The organism is Pseudomonas putida (assembly GCF_028682455.1).
Classification (GTDB): Bacteria; Pseudomonadota; Gammaproteobacteria; order Pseudomonadales; family Pseudomonadaceae; genus Aquipseudomonas; species Aquipseudomonas putida_AA.
Window position 1 is genome coordinate 580,095 of record NZ_JANHLD010000001.1, and the last position, 17,875, is coordinate 597,969.

A 17,875-nucleotide genomic window follows, 5' to 3' on the forward strand; every position below is an offset into this window, starting at 1 on the left:
CAGGCATCTTACCGTGGCAGCTTGCGTATTTCTAAATTCTCATATATTAGAATTCTCATAAGTGATAATTTCAGCTTCTTGAACAGGCGATGGCAAGGTTATGACGCAGACGTTCGATAGCGTGATCATTGGCGGCGGTATTGCCGGCGCATCTCTCGGCTACCGGTTGGCGCCCAGGCAACAGGTGCTGATCCTGGAACGCGAAGCCCAGCCGGGTTACCACTCAACTGGCCGGTCGGCGGCCATGTTCATGGAGGCCTATGGCACTGAACAGATCCAGGCGCTGACCCGGGCCAGTCGGGCGTTCTATGAGTCCCCTCCCGCCGGCTTCTGTGAGCATCCGCTGCTTGAACCGCGCGGCTGCCTTTATGTCGCCAGCCTGGAGCAGCAGGACCTGCTCGCCAGCACCTATGCCCAGAGCCTGGCCAATGGCACCGAGGTCACGCTGCTCGATCATCAAGCCGCGTTGGCCCTGGTCCCGAGCCTGCGCGCCGATACGCTGGCCGGCGCCATTCACGAGCCGGGCGCCATGGACCTGGACGTGCACGCCTTGCACCAGGGCTTTCTGCGCGGCTTTCGTCAGGCCGGTGGTCAGGTGCAGTGCAATGCCGAAGTGGTCGAGGGTTACTTCAATGACGGCCTCTGGCATTTGAGCCTGGCCGACGGCAGTGGGGTGCAGGCGCGCCAATTGATCAACGCCGCCGGCGCCTGGGCCGATGAGGTTGCGGGTGTGTGTGGCGTGCAGCCGGTCGGCCTGCAACCGTGCCGGCGCAGCGCCTTCACCTTCGAAGGCCCACCAGACCAGGCCTTCGCCAGTTGGCCCGCGGTGATCGGCGTTGATGAAAGCTTCTACTTCAAGCCCGACGCCGGGCAGTTGCTCGGCTCGCCCGCCAATGCCGACCCGGTCGCGCCCCAGGATGTGATGCCCGAAGAGCTGGATGTGGCCCTGGGCATCTACAACATCGAGAACATGACCACCCTGAGTATCCGCCGTCCCAGCCACACCTGGGCCGGGCTGCGCTCGTTCGTCGCCGATGGCGACCTGGTGATCGGTCATGACCCGGCACAACCTGCGTTTTTCTGGCTGGCCGCCCAGGGCGGTTACGGCATTCAGTCGGCCGCCGGTGTATCGCAGCTGGCCGCCGCCTTGTTGCTCGGCCAGCCCTTGGCGCAATCCCTCAGTGCCGAAGGGGTCGAGCCCCAGCGCTTGTCTCCGGCACGTTTTCGTTAACCACCGTTGAAGGACTTTCCCATGACTTCCAGCATCCAGCGTATCCCCAGCCACCTGCCATTTCCGTTCTCCAAGGCGGTGAAGGTCGGTGGCTTTCTGTTTCTCTCCGGCCAGGTGCCAATGACCCGCGAAGGTGAAGTGGTGCGCGGCGATATACAGGCCCAGACCCGCGCCACCCTCGAGCGCATCAGCGAAACCCTCGCCGAATGCGGCGTCGGCTTCGAGCAAGTGGTCAAGGCCACGGTGTGGCTGTCGGACATGCAGCATTTCGCCGGCTTCAACGAGGTCTACAAGACGTTCTTCACCCAGGGCTACCCGGTGCGCTCCACCGTCAGTGCCGGCCTTGCCCTGGGCGTTGACGTCGAGATTGAAGTGCAGGCCTGGATCGGCAATGACTGAGTAGCACCCGCGCCGCCTTGGCGCATCGCTGGACAAAAACAACAAGGCCCGCACAGGGCCACACAAACCAGAGGATTCAGACATGCAAGAGCAGCTGAAAATTGCCGGTGCGTTTATCGGCGTCATCGTCGGTGCAGGTTTCGCCTCAGGGCGCGAGTTGTTGCTGTTCTTCGTAGACTTCGGCCTCTGGGGGCTGCTTGGCACCCTGGTCAGTGCGGCCCTGTTCACCTTTCTCGGCATGGCCCTGGCCGGCCTGGGCAACCGTCTTCAGGCTTCCTCGCACAAGGATGTGGTGTACGCCATCTGTGGGCGCTACCTGGGCCTGTTCGTCGACCTGATGATCACGTTCTTCATGTTCGCGGTCACGGTGGTGATGCTGGCCGGTGGCGGTGCGTTGCTGGAGCAGCAGTTCGGCGTGCCGGCGCTGGCGGGCAGCATGCTGGTGACGCTGTTGGTGATCGCCATCGTTTGCCTGGATGTGCAGAAGGTGATCGTGTTGATCGGTGCGGTCACGCCGTTCCTGATCCTGGTCGCCACGGCCATTGCCTTGTATGGGGTGTTCACCCGCGACCTGAGCTTTACCGCGCTGAACGAGGTAGCCAGCCGGCAAGCAGCGGGCACCAGCCACTGGCTGCTCGGCGCGTTCCTTTATGTGTCGTACAACATCGTTGCCGGTGCGCCGATCCTGGCGATTCTCGGCGGCTCGGCGCGCTTTGAAAAAACCGCGATCTGGGGCGGGCTCCTGGGCGGTGCGGCACTGGGCGGCTTGATGCTGGTGATGAGTGCGGGACTGCTGTCGCGCCTGGACTCGGTCGCCGACCTGCCCATGCCGATGCTCTCGATTGCCAGCGAAATCTCCCCGGCGCTGGGCGTGGTGATGTGCGTGATCATCTTCGGCATGATCGTCAACACGGCGGTGGGCACGCTCTATTCGTTCGTCGCGCGGCTGTTGCCGGCCGGGACGCGCAGTTTTCGGCTGGGGTCGATGGCCGCGGGGGTGGCAGCGTTTGTCTGCAGCCTGATCGGCTTTATCAGCCTGGTCGGCCAGGTGTATCCGTTCTTCGGTTACCTGGGCTTTGTGCTGATGCTGGCGGTGTTGATCGGCTGGTTGCGCATCGGGCGCTTCAAGCGCGCCGTTGCGCTTTAGCGGTAGGCACCTGGCGAGTGGTGCAGTGTGCCACTCGCCAGAATGCCCAGGTCAGATCTTGAAGCTGTCGACCAGTTGCTTCAAGCGACCGGCCTGCTGGGCCAGGGCATCGCAGTGACGCAGGGTGTCGTTGAGGTTGGCGACGCCTTGCTGGTTCAGCACGTTGATCTGGGTAATGTCCAGGTTCAGGCTCTCGACCACGGCGGTCTGTTCTTCGGTGGCAGCCGCAACCGACTGGTTCATGCCGTCGATCTCGCCGATGCGCTGGGTCACGCTGCTCAGGCGCTCACCGGCCTGGTTGGCGACCATCACGCTTTCCTCGCTCGATACCTGGCTGGCGTTCATGTTGTGCACCGCCTCGCGGGAGCCGACCTGCAGGGTGGTGATCATCTTGTGGATCTCTTCGGCCGACTCCTGGGTGCGGTGGGCCAGGTTACGCACTTCGTCGGCCACCACGGCAAAGCCGCGGCCGGCTTCACCGGCGCGGGCCGCTTCGATGGCTGCGTTCAAGGCCAGCAGGTTGGTCTGCTGGGAGATGCCCTTGATCACATCGAGAATCTGCCCGATGTCATCGGTGCTGGCGTTGAGGGTTTCGATCTGCGCGCAGGACTCGCTGATTTTCTGCGACAGTGAAGTCATCGCCGAGATGGTGTCTTCCACCACCTGGCGGCCATCGTTGGCCTGCTCGCTGGCGCCGCTGGCGTGCTGCGAGGCGTCGGCGGCGTTGCGGGCGATTTCCTGGGTGGCGGCGCCCAGCTCGTTGATCGCCGCAGCCACGCTATTGGTGCGCATGCTTTGCTCTTCGGAACCGCTGATCGAGGCATTGGAGGCGCTCATCACCCGTTCCGACAGGTCATGCACCTGGCGGGTGGCCGACGACACTTCGGCAATCGAGGCATGAATTCGCTCGACGAACTGGTTGAACGCGCCGGCCAGCTCACCGAACTCGTCCTTGTTCTCCACGACCAGGCGGCGGGTCAGGTCGCCTTCGCCCTGGGCGATGTCCTGCATGGCGCGGCCCATGGTGGTCAGCGGCCGCATCAGCACCGGGATCAACAGGCCCAGCACGCCGGCGATCGCGGCAACGGCAATGAGCATGGCGATGATCGCCGAGGTACGGAACTGGCTGATACCGGCATAGGCTTTGCTTTTGTCGATGGACAGGCCGATGTACCAGTTGGCCGACGGCAAGCCGTTGACCGGGGCAAACGAGATGATCCGCTCTTCACCGCCCAGGGTGACGTCATGAATGCCCGGGGCCACCTGCAGGCTGCTGCCCGGGTAGATGTCCTTGAGGTTTTTCATCACCTGGTCTTTGTTCGGGCTGACGATCACCTGGCCATTGCGGTCGACCAAAAAGGCGTGTCCGATACCGCCGAAGTCCACGGCGTTGATGATGTCGACCAGGGTCGCCAGGCTCAGGTCGCCACCGACCACGCCAATCAGCTCGCCGTTGGCCTGGCTCTTGACCGGCATGGCGATGGTCACCACCAGGCCACCGACAGCGGCCATGTAGGGCGGAGTCAACATGGTCTGGTTGGCGGCCACGGCGGCGGTGTACCAGGGCCGTTGGCGCGGGTCATAGCCGTCGGGCATTTTCGCGTCCGGGCGCTGGGTGAATACGCCGTTGGCCTGGCCCACATAGGTGAACTGGAAGTTGTTGGTGAACGATGGCTGATCGACCAGCCCCGGGAAATCGGCACCGCTGCCCTGGTGGGCGACGTTCTGCGCGAGATTTTCCAGTACCAGGATGCGGCCGCTCATCCAGTTCTGCACGCTGCTGGCCGTCTGGGCGCCGGCTTGCTTGACCGAGGACTCGATGTTCTGGCGGATGGTGTTGCGCTGCAGGTAATCGTTGTAGAGGGTGAACAACGCAAATGCCAGAACCACGACGCCGCAGGCGCACAGCAGGATCTTGTGGCGAAATTTCAGGTTCATGTTCCGAGCCCTTGTGCCATGAAAGAGGAGTGCCGAGCGGTGCTTTTGGCGAATGCTCGTACCTGTCCATCCGGGTATCGGCCGCAAGGGTAAAAGGTTGAAAGACAGATTGCCGCAGGCCGCTCCTACAATAATCTCACCAGCTCCTGGGCGGCTTTTTGCAGCGGCTGGTTGTGACGCCAGAAGGCATGCACCGGCAATTGCAGTTCATTGCGGGTGTTCTTGAAGTCCAGGCGCAGCAAGCGGCCGGCCTCCAGCAACGGCGCCACCCGCGACAGCGGGAAGTCGCCCCAGCCCAGCCCGGCCTCGACCATCTCCAGGGCCATGCCCAGGCTGTCGGTGCGCCAGTAGGCCTTGCCGATCAGGGCGCGGGTATCGGTGATCGGCAGGTCGCGGCTGGCTACCAGTATCTGGCGGACACTGGCCAGGTCCTCGAGGTAGGTGATTTGCCGGGGCTGGCGCTGCAGGACAGGGTGGTTCGCAGAGATGGTCGCCACCAGCGATTCCATGCCGATGTTCTGGAAGCGCTGCCGCGGGTCGACCGACAACCCGGCGAACGCCAGGCACAGGCTGACTCGCCCCGTGTGCAGCAACTGCAAGGCTTCTTCCTGGGGCGCGTTGAGCACTTCGACCTCCAGCAACGGATAGCGCTCGCTGATCGTCTTGATGGCGTTCAGCAAGGGCGCATGGTCGATGTCGGGCACCACGCTGATCGTCAGGGTGCTTTCCAGCCCCTGGGAAAGCTCCAAGGCATGCACCTGCAATTGCCCCAGTTGCGCAGCGATCATCCTGGCGTGGGGTTCGAGCGCCTGGGCGAGGGCGGTGGGGCGGGTTTCGCGATGGGAGCGCTCGAACAGGGCAAAGCCAAGCTCCGCTTCAAGATTGCCGATGGCCATGCTCACCGCTGATGGCACTCGACCCAGGGCGCGGGCAGCAGCCGAGAACGAGCCGCAGTCGAGTACCGCCAGAAAGAGTTCGATGTTGTCGCTGGAAAAATTCAAAGGTCAATCTCCTGTCAGTCAATCTGATAGCTGCTGACTTTTGCTGTCAAGAAGATTGACGCAATCTGGCGCGCTTCTGCTGTCCATTGAGGCAGCACTTCATGACGGATTCGAGGTAATACGGTGCAAGGTGTCAAACGCAAACTGGTGTATGTGACTGCCTACGAAATGATCGGCCTGTGCATGTCGACGTTGGGGCTGGCGTATCTGTCAGACACGGCCCCCAGCAACACCGGCCCCCTGGCGGTGATGATCACCACCATCGCCATGGCCTGGAACTTCATCTACAACACCCTGTTCGAGTGCTGGGAAAGCCGGCAGGCCAAGCGCGGGCGCAGCGTCGCGCGCCGGGTGGCCCATGCCATCGGTTTTCAACTGACGCTGGTGATCTACCTGATCCCGCTGATCGCCTGGTGGCTGGACATGAGCCTGGTCGAAGCCTTCCTGGTGGACCTGGCCTTTATCATCCTGATCCCGTGCTACACCTTTCTCTATAACTGGGCATTCGACCGGATCTTCGGCCTGCCGACCTCGGCCCAGGGGCAGGCTGCGGCGGCGTGAATCACTGCGCGGGGATGACAATGCGCAACGAGCCGGAGTCCGGCTCTTTCTGCAGGCGGGTGGCACCGAGCAGGTCGTCTTCGATCTCGCCCGACAGGTAGTACACCCCGGCCATGGCCCCGGTCTTGCGGTTCTCCATCAGCTCCCGCCACTCCTCGTTGAGCGCCACATTGAGGATCACCCGCAACTGCTCGATCATCGCCGGTTGTTCCTGGCTATGGGAGAACACCCCATAGCCGGTGGCGACCACCGAGATCAGCGCGCCGGCGGTGCGGCCCACCGCGCTGGCAACCGCGCTGGCGATGCCGCGTGGTGCCAGGGTCGCGCCGATTTTTTCACTGGCCTGTTGCGCCACCGACGACAAACCGATATCCGAGCGCTGGGTGCCGGCGCGCACGGCGCTGTGCATACGGGTGACCAGCGCCGCATAGGCCGGTTGCTCGGCCAGCGACTTGCTGAACAGCAACTGGTAAAGCGAGGCATTGTGGGAGGCGGGCGGGGCGAGGGTGATGGCCTGGATGCGCGTCAGGCGCAGGTTGAACTGCTCGGGCGGCGCCCGGTAGCGTTGGGCGAGTTGTTGCAGTTGCTGGCCGAGCAACTGGATATACAGCTCCATGGCCCGGTCGCGAATCGCCTCGGGGTCGATCTCCTTGGCGACCTGGTCGAGCACGCGTTGGTGATACTGCTCCTGCAGGTACAGGGCCAGGCGCTTTTCGGGCGGGTCCTTGCCGTCGCCGCTGTTCATCTTGTACCAGGCCACCTTCATGGTCAGCCATTGCTGGGTCCAGTAGCCGGTGAACCAGGGGATGAAATCGCTTTCGGTGTATTGCTGTACGCGATCTTTCCATACCCGCATGGAGCGGCGGGTGTAGTCATTGACCGAACTGGTCGCGGCCAGGGAGGCATCGATGATCTCCCGGTCGATCTGCTCCCAGGTGGCGGGGCTCAATTGCACCGGGGGCAGCTCTACGGGTTTTTGTCGAGAGGCACACCCACCCAGCACCAGCAGCAGGGTGAGCAAAAGGAAGGTGAGCGGGGAAGGCGGCTTCACATCGCAGCCCCTGTGGACAGTCTGGTGTTTGGGTATTCCTATTTGAGTATAGGTAGGAGCGGGCTTGCCCCGCGATGGTTCAGACGCCCAGCTCCAACTTCGCCTCGATATGATCCAGATGCTCATGCATCAACGCCAACGCCGCGTCCCCATCCCCTTTTTCCAGGGCATCGATGATCGCCGCATGCTCCTGCCACGCGCAGTGGCTGCAAGGGCGGCTTTCGTACTGGGCGATGATCAGCGAAGTCTGCGGCACCAGGCCATTGAGAAAGCGGGTCAGCGGTGCATTGTTGGCAATCTCCGCCAGTTTCAGATGAAACTCGCCACCCAGGCGGATCGCGGTGCAACGCTGGCCCTGTTCGTGGCTCTGGCGCTCGCGGGCAACCAGTTCGCGCAACTGGCGGATCTTCGCCGGTCGCGAGCGCTGCACGGCGAGGGTGATGAGCGTGGTTTCGGCCAGGCGCCGCGCGCTGAGGATCTGCCGCGCCTGTTGCGGGTCGGGGGCGGCCAGGTGCGCGGTGTGGCTGGGGCGCTGGACGATCACCTGTTGGTCGCACAGCCTGCCCAGCACGCGGCGGATCACGGTGCGGCTCACGCCGAATGCGTCGCCCAATGCCTGCTCGGGCAAGGCGCTGCCGGGGGCCAGGCGCTGTTCGAGAATGGCGTCGAACAGGCGCGGGTAGATCTGTTCGGCCGACAGGCGCACTTCGCCGTGGGCAAGCAGCGGCGGCAGGGTAGTCACAGGGGCTTGGGCGCTGGCGTTCATCACTGCTCTCCTGGGTTCAGTTGCCCGGGTGTTCGTCCGGGATGTTCAGTTCGATACCCATGCGCCGGCCTTCCTGAAGGATGTGGTGGCGCATCTGCGCGCTGGCCTGGGCGCTGTTCTTGTTGCGGATGGCACGCACCACCGCTTCGTTTTCTTCCAGTCGCGCGGCCAGGTGCTCGGGCGAGTTGCGCAGCACGCCGGCGCTCTGCTTGAGGGCATTGCTGGTCTGCTGCACCACGTTCTGGAAGATCGGGTTGGCGGTCAGGGTGAACAGTTCTTCGTGGAAGGCGATGTAGGCGTTGACGCCAGCTTCGCTGTCCTGGGCCTCGAGTGCTTCGCGCATGTCCATCAGGGTCAGGCGCAGTTGGCCGATTTCCTTGCTGCTGATGGACTGGGCCACCAGGCCGACGATGAACGGTTCCAGGGTGTAGCGCAGTTGCAGCACGTCTTCCAGGCTGGCTTGGGCGACCGCGCTCTGGGCCTGCATCGGCTCGACGCTGCCAGGTTCGAGCACCAGTACACCCTTGCCGGGCAGTGAACGCACCAGGCCCAGGGTTTCCAGCACGGTGACCGCTTCACGCAGGCTCGGGCGGCTGATGCCCAGTTGCTCGGCCAGTTCGCGCTGGCCCGGCAGCATGTCGCCCGAGCGCCATTGGCCGCGGTCCAGGGCCTGGCGCAGTTTTTCTACCACGGAGTTGACGACGGTGGATGAGCTGATCACGGTTCACTCCCTGAGATCGATTGCATGTTGTGCTCCTGGGGCCGGCACCGCAGTGCCGGCCCTTTGACTCAGAACTCTTGTTGGTGGGCGGTCGGGGCCTTGCGCTGGGCAAAGCTGAAGCCCTGTTTGCCGGCCAGCACATTGTTAGCCCGCTCCATGTCGATATCGCCTTCCCAGCGGCCGATGGCCACGGTTGCCACGCAGTTGCCGATCAGGTTGGTCAGCGCCCGGCCGATGCCCATGAACCAGTCCACCGCCAGCACCAGCACCAGGCCCACCACCGGGATCGCGGGGATGGCGGTCAGGGTCGCGGCGAGGATCACCAGGGCAGAGCCGGGAATACCGTGGGCACCTTTGGAGGTGATCAGCGAGACCAGCAGGATAGTCAGCAGGTCGGTCATGGCCAGGGGCGTACCGGTGGCATTGGCGATGAAGACGATGGCCAGGGTCAGGTAGATCGAGAAGCCGTCGAGGTTAAAGGAATAACCGGTGGGAATCACCAGGCCGACGGTGGAGTTGCCGATGCCCAAATGCTCCAGCTTGCGCATGATCTGCGGCAGTACCGCATCGGACGATGCCGTGCCCAGGACGATGGTCAGTTCTTCGCGCAGGTATTTGATGAACGGCAGGATACGCAGGCCCGACAGGCGCATCACCGTGCCCAGGATCAGCAGCACGAAACCGATGCAGGTCAGGTAGAACAGCGCCACCAGGCCACCCAGGTGCTGCAGCGACTCCAGGCCATATTTGCTGGTGGTGAAGGCGATGGCACCGAACACGCCCAGCGGCGCCAGGCGCACGATCATGCCCATGATGCGAAAGATCACATGGCTCAGTTCGTTGATCAGCCGCGAGATGCCCGAGGCGGCTTCACCCACCAGGTTCAGCGCACTGCCGAACAGCACCGAGAACAGCAGCACTTGCAGGATGTTGTTGTCGGCAAAGGCACCCACCACCGAGGTCGGTATCAGGTCCATGAGGAAGGCGGCCGTGCCGTGGATGTGCTGGCCGCGCTCGGCCAGGTTGCCGGCTTCGGCGGCCGACAGTTGGTCGAGGTGGATGTTGGCGCCGCTGCCGATACCGGAGGTAAAGGCGAACACCAGGCCGATGACCAGGGCAATGGTGGTCAGCACTTCGAAGTAGATCACCGACTTGAGGCCGATCCGTCCGACCTTCTTCAGGTCGCCCGCACCGGAGATACCGCTGACCACCACGCAGAACACGATCAGCCCGATGAGCATCTTGATCAGCTTGATAAAGCCGTCGCCCAGGGGTTTCAACTGCAGGGAAACTTCGGGGAAGCTGAGGCCGCAGGCAATGCCTAGCGCAAGGCCCAGCACCACTTGGAGGAAGATCGAACGCGAGCACCATTTGAGCATGGGAGGGATCTCTGATCGGTGTCCTTGCTTCGATAGCCGCAGGGGGCGAAAGAGCGGAGGACTTAATTATTGTGGTATTACCGGTATGTCCAGTGCGTGCTCAGTGTAGGCGCGTATTTTACGGGTTGGCAAGGCTTTTTGGTTTGACCGGTCTGACCAGTTGTTTTCACCCCTGTAGGAGCGGGTTTGCCCCGCGAAGGGCCCTTGAGGTCCATCGCGGGGCAAGCCCGCTCCTACAGAAAAATGTCTATTCCAATCAATAAGTTAAAGATAACTATTGGCATTTGGTCGCAATTAAACACATAACGATTTGTTACAGAAATGTGGTGTAATTAGTAGGGTTATTTGAACGAGCAGTTAAAAACCCTGGTTAACCCCGGGTTGCTGCTTGTTGCCGCCATAAAGGGAGTTTCAACGTGCGTTTCAACCTGCCGGTCACCTCGGTCGAACAGACGTTCGGTGAGGATCAACGGCTCATTTCTGCCACCGACACCGCCAGCAATATCACCTACTGCAATGCCGAGTTTGCCGCCATGAGCGGTTTCAGCCAGGCGGAACTGATCGGCAGCCCGCACAACCTGGTGCGCCACCCCGACATGCCGCCCGCGGTGTTCGAGCAGATGTGGCAGTACCTCAAGGCCGGCCAAAGCTGGATGGGCATCGTCAAGAACCGCTGCAAGAACGGCAACTTCTACTGGGTCAGCGCCTACGTCACGCCAATCCTCGAAGGTGGCCGGGTGGTGGGCTACGAGTCGGTGCGGGTCAAGCCGACGCGCGAGCAGGTGCGCCGCGCCGAAGTGCTGTATGCCCGTTTGCGTGAAGGCAAGCCTGCCGTGTCGGCCGGCCGGCGCCTGGCGCTGCTCGCGCAGGTACTGGGCCTGCCGTTGCTCGCTGGTGGCACAGCAATCGCGGCCCAGCTCTGGCTGCCAGGTTGGGTCGCCCACGGGATCACCCTGGGGCTGTTCGGTATGGTGGGGCTGTGGGCACACCAACGCATGGGGCAGCAGATGGCGCAGATCGCCCGTTGCTCCAGCAACACGTTCTCCGATCCTGTCGTCGCACTGACCTACAGCGATGCGCTGGGCCCTGCCGCCCAGTTGCAGATGATCCTGATCAGTGAAGAAGCCCGCCTCAAGACGGCGCTGACCCGCCTGAGCGACCTGGCCGTGCAGATGAGCGAGGCCGCCGGCGACTCCAGCGGCCTGTCGCGCCAGACCGAGTCGGCGCTGCTCGACCAGCGTGCCGAGACCGACATGACTGCCGCCGCCATGACCGAGATGGCCGCTTCCATTGCCGAAGTCGCGAGCCATGTACAGGAGACCGCAGACCAGGCCCACACGGCCAACCAGCTTGCCGGGCAGGGCAACCAGGTGGTGGGCACCACCCGGGAGGCGATCCAGCTGCTGGCCAGTACGGTCAGCCAGATCAACCAGGCGGTCACCCACCTGGCCGGGCAGACCGAGGATATTTCCGTGGCCGCCGAAGTGATCCGCTCGATTGCCGACCAGACCAACCTGCTGGCGCTCAATGCCGCCATCGAGGCGGCCCGTGCCGGCGAGCAGGGGCGCGGGTTTGCCGTGGTCGCCGATGAGGTGCGGGCGCTGGCCGGCAAGACCCGCCAGTCCACCGTGCAGATCCAGGGCATCATCGAAAGCCTGCGGGCTGGCGCCGTCGATGCGGTGAGCATCGCAAGCCTGGGCATCGACGAGGCCGAGCAGGGCGTGGCCCGGGTGCTGGAGGCACAGCAGGCGCTGCAAGGCATTCGTGCGGCGGTTGAGCGCATCAGCGACATGAGCCAGCAAATGGCCGCTGCTGCCGAGGAGCAGTCGTCGGTGGCCGAGTCGGTGTCCGAGCAGATCAATACCGTGGCCGGAACCGTGCAGCACACCGCACAGAACGCCAATGCCGCCGCTACCCGCGGGGCAGAGCTGGAACACATTTCATTGGGCCTGCGCGCCCTGGTCGAGCGATTCAACCGCTGACGCGAAGGGTAACGAGCGCTTCATGGATGACAACTACCGCGCGGCCGTGGATGCGGCGGCGATTTTTTCCGAAACCGACCTGCGCGGTCGGATTACCTACGTCAACGAGCAGTTCTGCAGTATCTCCGGCTACAGCCGCGAGGAACTGCTGGGGGCCAATCACCGCATTCTCAATTCCGGCCTGCACGAGCGGGACTATTTCGAAGGCATGTGGCGCGCCCTGGTGGCCGGCAAGGTCTGGAAGGGCGAGATCTGCAACCGCGCCAAGGACGGCTCGTTGTACTGGGTCGACAGCACCATGGTGCCGCTGATCGACCCGGCCAGCGGCCAGGTACGCAAGTACGTATCGATCCGCTTCGACGTCACCGAGAAGCGCCAGCTGCTGCACACCCTGCAGTGGCGCGTGGGGCATGACGTGCTGACCGGGCTGCCCAATCGCGCCTATCTCTCCGACCTGCTCAACCAGGCGCTGGCGTTTTCCCGCCGCGAAGGCATCGCGTTGGCGGTGTGCATGCTCGACCTGGATGGCTTCAAGGCGGTCAACGATGGCTACGGCCATGCCAGTGGTGACTTGCTGTTGGTGGAAGTGGCCAAGCGACTCAAGGAAATCCTTCGCGGCGACGATGCGGTGGCTCGGCTTTCGGGCGACGAGTTCGTGTTGATACTGCGCCATGTGCAGGCACCGTCGTCATTGCACTCGGCACTGGACCGGGTGCTCAAGGCGATTGCCGCGCCGTATTCGATCCGTGACCAGCAAGTGAGCGTCAGCGCCAGCATCGGCGTAACCCTGTTCCCCCTCGACAACGAAGACGCCGACACCCTGGTGCGCCATGCCGACCAGGCGCTGTACGTGGCCAAGCAGAGCGGGCGCAACCGCTACCACCTGTTCGACGTGTCGCTGGACCGCGAGGTCAAGGCCACGCACCAGACGGTGGCGCGGGTGCGCCAGGCGATGATCAAGGGCGAACTGCGTTTGCACTATCAGCCCAAAGTGAACATGCGCAGCGGCCAGGTGCTGGGTTTCGAGGCCTTGCTGCGCTGGCAGCATCCGACCGAAGGGCTGGTGGCGCCGGGTGAGTTCCTGCCGCTGGTGGAGCAGACCGACCTGATTGTCGATATCGGCGAATGGGTGATCGCCCAGGCCCTGGAACAGATGCAGCGCTGGCAGCAGACCGGGCATGTGTGGCCGGTGAGTGTGAATATCGCCGCCCGGCACGTTCAGCGCAGTGACTTTGTCGAGCGCCTCAAGGGGCTGCTGGCAGGCTACCCGAGCGTGGCGCCACAGATGCTCGACCTGGAGATCGTCGAGTCGGTGGCCATCGAGAATATCCAGCGGGTCAGCCAGTGCCTGGAAGCCTGCAAGCAGTTGGGCGTGCAGTTCTCCCTGGATGATTTCGGCACCGGCTATTCGTCGCTGAGTTACCTCAAGCGTTTGCCCACTCGCACCATCAAGATCGACAAGTCATTCGTGCGCGACATCCTCCACGATCACGACGACCTGGCCCTTACCCGCGCGGTGATCGGCCTGGCCCGGGCCTTTGGCCGCCAGGTGATCGCCGAGGGGCTGGAGTCGGTGGAGCACGGCCAGCTGTTGATGGGCCTGGGCTGCGACGTCGCCCAGGGGTATGGCATTGCCCGGCCAATGCCGGCCGAGGCTGTGATCAACTGGGCCGTGCATTACGTGCAGCCGCCGCAGTGGCGGGCGCTGGCGGGGCACTGAAGGCGTTCTTTACGCATTCTTTATAGGTTGCAAGCGGTCCTGGTCTCGCACCTTTACAGCACCTCTTCGGACAATGACCGTCAGCGGCAAACAGCCGTAAGGACGGAGAGATTCGATGAGCATTCTGGACGGGGTGTCGCTGCTGCTGGCAGTGGCGTTGATGATCTACCTGATGGTCGCGCTGCTGCGCGCCGACCGGGGCTAGGAGCGACCATGCACAGTTACGATTACGCGTTGCTGCTGGCGTTCTTCGCGCTGGTACTGGTGCCGGCGCCGTGGCTTGGGCGCTTTTACTACAAGGTGATGGAAGGCCAGCGTACCTGGCTGTCGCCCGTGCTGGGGCCGGTGGAGCGGGGCTGCTATCGGTTGGCTGGCGTCGATGCCGATGCCGAGCAGGGCTGGAAGCAGTACACCCTGGCCTTGCTGGCGTTCAACCTGGCGGGCTTTGTGCTGGTGTTCGCCGTGCTGTTGTTGCAGGGCTACCTGCCGCTCAATCCCCAGCACCTGCCGGGCCAGGAATGGTCGCTGGCCATGAATACGGCGATCAGTTTTGTCACCAACACCAACTGGCAGGCCTATAGCGGCGAAGCCTCGGTGAGCTACCTGAGCCAGATGATCGGCCTGACCGTGCAGAACTTCGTCAGTGCCGCCACCGGCCTTGCCGTGCTGGTCGCCCTGTGCCGTGGCATTGCCCGGCGTTCGGCGCAGACCCTGGGCAACTTCTGGGTCGACATGACTCGCGCCACCCTCTACGGCTTGTTGCCGCTGTGCCTGCTGCTGGCGCTGTTTCTGGTCTGGCAGGGCGTGCCGCAAACCTTCGGCGACTACGTCCAGGCCCTGACGCTGCAGGGCGCCGACCAGACCCTCCCGCTGGGCCCGGCGGCCAGCCAGATCGCCATCAAGCAACTGGGTACCAATGGCGGCGGCTTCTTCGGCGTCAACTCGGCGCACCCGTTCGAGAACCCGACAGCCTGGAGCAACCTGTTCGAAATGGCCTCGATCATCCTGATCCCGGCAGCCCTGGTGTTCACCTTCGGCCACTACGTCAAGGACCTGCGCCAGAGCCGGGCGATCATCGCCTGCATGCTGGCGTTGTTCCTGATCGGCGGCGGTACTGCGCTGTGGTCGGAGTACCAGGCCAACCCCAGCCTGAACAACCCGCAGGTCGAACAGGCCGCGCCGCTGGAAGGCAAGGAGATGCGCCTGGGCACCACCGCCAGCGTGCTCTGGACGGTCACTACCACCGCCGCCTCAAACGGCTCGGTGAACAACATGCACGACAGCCTCAACCCCATCAGCGGCATGGTTGCGCTGGTCAACATGATGGTTGGCGAGGTGATCTTCGGCGGCGTCGGCGCCGGGCTCTACGGCATGTTGCTCAACGTGTTGATCGCGGTGTTCCTGGCCGGGCTGATGATTGGCCGCACGCCGGAATACCTGGGCAAGAAACTCCAGGCCCGCGAGGTGCAACTGCTGGTGGCCACCTTGCTGGTGATGCCGGTGGGCGTACTGGTGCTCGGCGCCTTGGCGGCAAGCCTGCCTGGCCCCGCAGCGGCGGTCAGCAACCCCGGTGCCCATGGCTTCAGCCAATTGCTGTACGCCTATACCTCGGCCAGTGCCAACAACGGTTCGGCCTTCGCCGGCTTCGGCGCCAACACCACGTTCCATAACCTGATGCTGGGCCTGGGCATGCTGATCGGCCGCTTCGGCTACATCCTGCCGGTGCTGGCCCTGGCGGGCAGCCTGGCGATGAAAAAAGCCGCGCCGGTGGGCGAGAGCAGCTTCCCCACCCACGGCCCGTTGTTCGCCACCTTGTTGGTGGTGACCATCCTGCTGATTGGCGGCCTGACCTTTTTGCCCGCCCTGGCGCTGGGCCCGATCACCGAACAACTGAGCCTGGGTTTGTGAGGAGCGAATCATGAACATGCCGATTCCCGAAGTGAAAGCAGCCCCGGCCTCTGCGGCGCCCACCACCTTTGCAGCATTGTGGCGTCCGGCATTGGTGCAAGCATTTATCAAGCTCGATCCACGTCAGCTCAAGCGCTCGCCAGTGATGCTGGTGGTGGAACTGACCGCGATCTTCACCACCCTGTTGTGCCTGGTGCCCGCCAATGGCGTGCCGACGGCGGTAGCGGTGCAGATTGCCCTGTGGTTGTGGTTTACCGTGTTGTTCGCCAACTTTGCCGAAGCGTTGGCTGAAGGGCGCGGCAAGGCCCGCGCCGACAGCCTCAAGGCGGGCAGCCAGGGTTTGAGCGCACGGCGTCGCAGCGACTCGGGCAGTTTCGAGGTGGTGCCGGCGTCCAGCCTGCGCAAGGACGACGTAGTCAAGGTCATGGCCGGGGAGATGATCCCCGGTGACGGCGAGGTGCTCGAAGGTATTGCGGCGGTCAACGAAGCGGCGATTACCGGTGAGTCCGCCCCGGTCATCCGTGAGTCCGGTGGCGATCGCTCGGCGGTCACCGGCAACACGCGGCTGGTGTCGGACTGGTTGCTGATCCGCATCACCAGCAACCCGGGCGAGTCGACCCTGGACCGCATGATCGCCCTGGTCGAAGGCGCCAAGCGCCAGAAGACACCCAACGAGATCGCCCTGGACATCCTGCTGATCGGCCTGACGATGATCTTCCTGTTGGTCGTGGTGACCTTGCAGCCCTTTGCCCACTTTGCCGGTGGCAGCCTGCCGCTGGTGTTCCTGGTGGCGCTGCTGGTGACCTTGATCCCGACCACCATCGGTGGCCTGTTGTCGGCCATCGGTATTGCCGGCATGGACCGCCTGGTGCGCCTGAATGTGATCGCCCGCTCCGGGCGTGCGGTGGAAGCGGCCGGTGACGTGCATGTGCTGATGCTCGACAAGACCGGCACCATCACCTTCGGCAACCGCCGCTGCAGTGCCTTGCATGCAGCCCCCGGGGTTACATCCAGGGAACTGGGGGAGGGCGCCTTGCTGGCTTCGCTGGCGGACGACACCGCCGAGGGCAAGTCGATCGTCGAGTACCTGCGCCAGTCGCTCGACTTCACCGCGCCGGCCGCAGGCCAGCTGAACCCCGTGGCCTTCAGCGCCGAGACGCGGCTCTCGGGTGTGGATTACCAGCAGCGCCGCTTTCGCAAGGGGGCGGTGGATTCGGTGTTGGCCTTCGTCGGCATGCAGCGCCTGGAAATGCCGGCGTCGCTGGCCCGCGAAGTGGACAAGATTGCCCAGAGCGGTGGCACGCCGCTGCTGGTGTGTGTCGACAAGCGCCTGCTCGGCGTGATTCACCTCAAGGATGTGGTCAAGCCCGGGATTCGCGAGCGCTTTGCCGAGTTGCGCAAGCTGGGTATTCGCACCGTGATGGTCACCGGCGACAACCCGCTCACTGCCGCGGCCATTGCCGCCGAAGCCGGCGTGGACGATGTGCTGGCCGAAGCCACCCCCGAGAAAAAGCTGGCGCGGATTCGCCAGGAGCAGAACGATGGCCGCCTGGTCGCCATGTGCGGTGACGGAGCCAACGATGCCCCGGCCCTGGCCCAGGCCGATGTCGGCATGGCCATGAACGACGGCACCCAGGCCGCCCGCGAGGCCGCCAACATGGTCGACCTGGACAGCGACCCGACCAAGCTGCTGGACGTGGTGCAGGTGGGCAAGGCGCTGCTGGTCACACGCGGTGCGTTGACCACCTTCTCGATCGCCAACGACGTGGCCAAGTACTTCGCCATCCTGCCGGCGCTGTTCGCGGCGATCTATCCGCAACTGGGCGTGCTCAACCTCATGCACCTGCACAGCCCGCAGAGCGCGATTCTTTCGGCCATTGTCTTCAACGCCCTGATCATCGTCGTGCTGATCCCCCTGGCCCTGCGCGGTGTGCGGGTGCAGGCCGCGAGCGCCGCGCACCTGCTGCGCCGCAACTTGCTGATCTACGGGGTGGGCGGGCTGATCGTGCCGTTTGCCGGGATCAAGCTGATCGACCTGCTGCTCACTGCATTGAACCTGGTCTGATGCCAA

The 17,875-nt window shown here is 63.7% G+C and carries 15 protein-coding genes and 2 pseudogenes; 10 read left to right on the forward strand and 7 right to left on the reverse strand.

The annotated features are described in order from the left end of the window. Window positions 1-100 precede the first annotated feature (100 nt). From NPS58_RS02805 to NPS58_RS02815, 3 genes are all read left to right on the forward strand, one after another. A complete protein-coding gene (locus NPS58_RS02805) occupies window positions 101-1,231 on the forward strand; it encodes an NAD(P)/FAD-dependent oxidoreductase (protein ID WP_274113321.1) in 1,131 nt (376 codons plus the stop codon). Between the two features lie 21 nt (window positions 1,232-1,252). Beyond that, the gene (locus NPS58_RS02810) at window positions 1,253-1,630 is read left to right on the forward strand and encodes a RidA family protein (RefSeq protein ID WP_274113323.1); all 378 of its coding nucleotides are present in this window, start codon (window positions 1,253-1,255) and stop codon (window positions 1,628-1,630) included. Between the two features lie 82 nt (window positions 1,631-1,712). Next, the gene (locus NPS58_RS02815; RefSeq protein WP_274113324.1) at window positions 1,713-2,777 is read left to right on the forward strand and encodes a YkvI family membrane protein; all 1,065 of its coding nucleotides are present in this window, start codon (window positions 1,713-1,715) and stop codon (window positions 2,775-2,777) included. 51 nt (window positions 2,778-2,828) lie between these two features. Here the strand turns inward: NPS58_RS02815 and NPS58_RS29515 are convergent, their stop codons facing one another. From NPS58_RS29515 to NPS58_RS02825, 3 genes and pseudogenes are all read right to left on the reverse strand, one after another. Then, on the reverse strand, window positions 2,829-3,614 hold the full coding sequence (locus NPS58_RS29515; protein WP_425313045.1) for a methyl-accepting chemotaxis protein: 786 nt from the start codon (window positions 3,612-3,614) through the stop codon (window positions 2,829-2,831). A gap of 69 nt (window positions 3,615-3,683) precedes the next feature. Further along, window positions 3,684-4,715 (reverse strand): annotated as a pseudogene (locus tag NPS58_RS29520) (HAMP domain-containing protein); the annotation flags it as partial. Window positions 4,716-4,840: 125 nt separating this feature from the next. After that, window positions 4,841-5,716: a LysR family transcriptional regulator gene (locus NPS58_RS02825; RefSeq protein ID WP_274113327.1), complete on the reverse strand. Its 876-nt coding sequence runs from the start codon at window positions 5,714-5,716 to the stop codon at window positions 4,841-4,843. Window positions 5,717-5,839: 123 nt separating this feature from the next. On the opposite strand from NPS58_RS02825, the gene NPS58_RS02830 reads away from it, so the two are divergent. Then, a complete protein-coding gene (locus NPS58_RS02830) occupies window positions 5,840-6,277 on the forward strand; it encodes a PACE efflux transporter (RefSeq protein WP_274113328.1) in 438 nt (145 codons plus the stop codon). Window position 6,278: 1 nt separating this feature from the next. On the opposite strand, the gene NPS58_RS02835 is transcribed toward NPS58_RS02830, so the two are convergent. The 4 genes from NPS58_RS02835 to NPS58_RS02850 form a co-directional block, all read right to left on the reverse strand. Beyond that, entirely contained in the window at window positions 6,279-7,328 is a 1,050-nt protein-coding gene (locus NPS58_RS02835; protein ID WP_274113330.1) for a hypothetical protein, read from the reverse strand. 79 nt (window positions 7,329-7,407) lie between these two features. After that, the gene (locus NPS58_RS02840) at window positions 7,408-8,094 is read right to left on the reverse strand and encodes a GntR family transcriptional regulator (protein WP_274113332.1); all 687 of its coding nucleotides are present in this window, start codon (window positions 8,092-8,094) and stop codon (window positions 7,408-7,410) included. 16 nt (window positions 8,095-8,110) lie between these two features. Continuing rightward, window positions 8,111-8,815 (reverse strand): FadR/GntR family transcriptional regulator, encoded by a 705-nt coding sequence (locus NPS58_RS02845; protein WP_274113334.1) that lies wholly within the window; start codon window positions 8,813-8,815, stop codon window positions 8,111-8,113. Window positions 8,816-8,883: 68 nt separating this feature from the next. Continuing rightward, window positions 8,884-10,194 (reverse strand): C4-dicarboxylate transporter DctA, encoded by a 1,311-nt coding sequence (locus NPS58_RS02850; protein ID WP_274113336.1) that lies wholly within the window; start codon window positions 10,192-10,194, stop codon window positions 8,884-8,886. A gap of 416 nt (window positions 10,195-10,610) precedes the next feature. Here NPS58_RS02850 and NPS58_RS29525 point away from each other — a divergent pair. From NPS58_RS29525 to kdpB, 6 genes and pseudogenes are all read left to right on the forward strand, one after another. Continuing rightward, window positions 10,611-10,940, forward strand: a pseudogene (locus NPS58_RS29525) (PAS domain-containing protein); the annotation flags it as partial. 87 nt (window positions 10,941-11,027) lie between these two features. Continuing rightward, on the forward strand, window positions 11,028-12,176 hold the full coding sequence (locus NPS58_RS02855; RefSeq protein WP_425313046.1) for a methyl-accepting chemotaxis protein: 1,149 nt from the start codon (window positions 11,028-11,030) through the stop codon (window positions 12,174-12,176). Between the two features lie 22 nt (window positions 12,177-12,198). Continuing rightward, a complete protein-coding gene (locus NPS58_RS02860) occupies window positions 12,199-13,896 on the forward strand; it encodes a putative bifunctional diguanylate cyclase/phosphodiesterase (RefSeq protein ID WP_274113340.1) in 1,698 nt (565 codons plus the stop codon). Window positions 13,897-14,011: 115 nt separating this feature from the next. Further along, window positions 14,012-14,101, forward strand: coding sequence for a K(+)-transporting ATPase subunit F (gene kdpF, locus NPS58_RS02865; RefSeq protein WP_105642480.1), 90 nt, complete (start codon window positions 14,012-14,014; stop codon window positions 14,099-14,101). Between the two features lie 8 nt (window positions 14,102-14,109). Beyond that, window positions 14,110-15,804: a potassium-transporting ATPase subunit KdpA gene (gene kdpA, locus NPS58_RS02870; protein ID WP_274113344.1), complete on the forward strand. Its 1,695-nt coding sequence runs from the start codon at window positions 14,110-14,112 to the stop codon at window positions 15,802-15,804. A 10-nt stretch (window positions 15,805-15,814) separates the two neighbouring features. Further along, a complete protein-coding gene (gene kdpB / locus NPS58_RS02875) occupies window positions 15,815-17,869 on the forward strand; it encodes a potassium-transporting ATPase subunit KdpB (protein WP_274113346.1) in 2,055 nt (684 codons plus the stop codon). The last annotated feature ends 6 nt before the right edge of the window (window positions 17,870-17,875 follow it).